The sequence below is a fragment of the Allomesorhizobium camelthorni genome (genome assembly GCF_011045125.1).
GTDB classification, from domain to species: Bacteria; Pseudomonadota; Alphaproteobacteria; order Rhizobiales; family Rhizobiaceae; genus Allomesorhizobium; species Allomesorhizobium camelthorni.
In genome coordinates this window covers 1-820 of record NZ_JAAKZF010000298.1, presented here as the reverse complement: position 1 = coordinate 820, position 820 = coordinate 1, and the positions used below count along the sequence as shown (strand labels likewise).

The following is an 820-nucleotide window of genomic DNA, read 5'->3' as shown; positions in this document are numbered from 1 at the left end:
ATCGTGGTTTGGCGTTACGTTAAACTCACTACGCATGTTCGAGAGCGTAGCGCGCCATCTCAATTTCCGGGTTGCCTCGGACGAGCTGGGTGTCACTCTGGGTGCTGTGGCGCAACAAGTACGAGGCTTGGAAGAGGTTTTGAACATCAAACGGTTTGACATTGTCCCTTTTGCATAATCCGGTCTGAAGTTGGCTCCGGCCCAGCAAGAGGACCAGAGAACGAAGCGCAGCCGTTTCACTGAAGAGGAGATCATCGGGACATTGAAGAAGCACGAGACCGGTGTTTCGGTTGCCGCTCTGTGCCGCAAGCACGGCGTCGGCGACGCCAGCATCTACGGATCGAAAGCGAAGTATGGCGGCCTGGACGTTTCGGAGGCGAAGCGGCTGAAGACGCTTGAAGACGAGAACGCATAGCTGAAGCGGCTCCTGGCGGATAAACCGTGAAGACGATGAGCAAGGAAGCCTTCTACGATCAAAACACCTTTTACGAGGCTTGGCGTCTAATCATCCAGCGCTATGGCATCTACCGGTGGCGGCGCCATTCCGGGTCTTCTGCCTCACACGGTCCGCACAACGTGCGCGACGTTCTAGTCCCTATGATTGCTGGGCCTGAGGGCGGCCCGTCATCCGATATGCAACGGTACGAGGGTTAAGCCGGCTGGCCGGCACAGAGCCTCAGTGTCTGAATCAAAAAGAATGGCTTGATATCAAGCTCTTGCGAGCCTGCGGGTGAGGAGGCGGATGTGGGCGATGAAGACCCATGCCTCGGCGGAAGCGATGGATTTCTCCCAGTCCTTGGCCAGCCTTCTGCATCTGCCG

General features: G+C 57.1%; 3 pseudogenes. 2 read left to right on the top strand and 1 reads right to left on the bottom strand.

Annotated elements, in window-relative coordinates:
- Positions 1 to 169, top strand: a pseudogene (locus G6N73_RS36005) (LysR family transcriptional regulator); the annotation flags it as partial.
- Positions 170 to 190: 21 nt separating this feature from the next.
- Positions 191 to 412, top strand: a pseudogene (locus G6N73_RS36000) (transposase); the annotation flags it as partial.
- 296 nt (positions 413 to 708) lie between these two features.
- On the opposite strand, the pseudogene G6N73_RS35995 reads toward G6N73_RS36000, so the two are convergent.
- Positions 709 to 820: pseudogene (locus G6N73_RS35995) on the bottom strand (IS5/IS1182 family transposase); the annotation flags it as partial.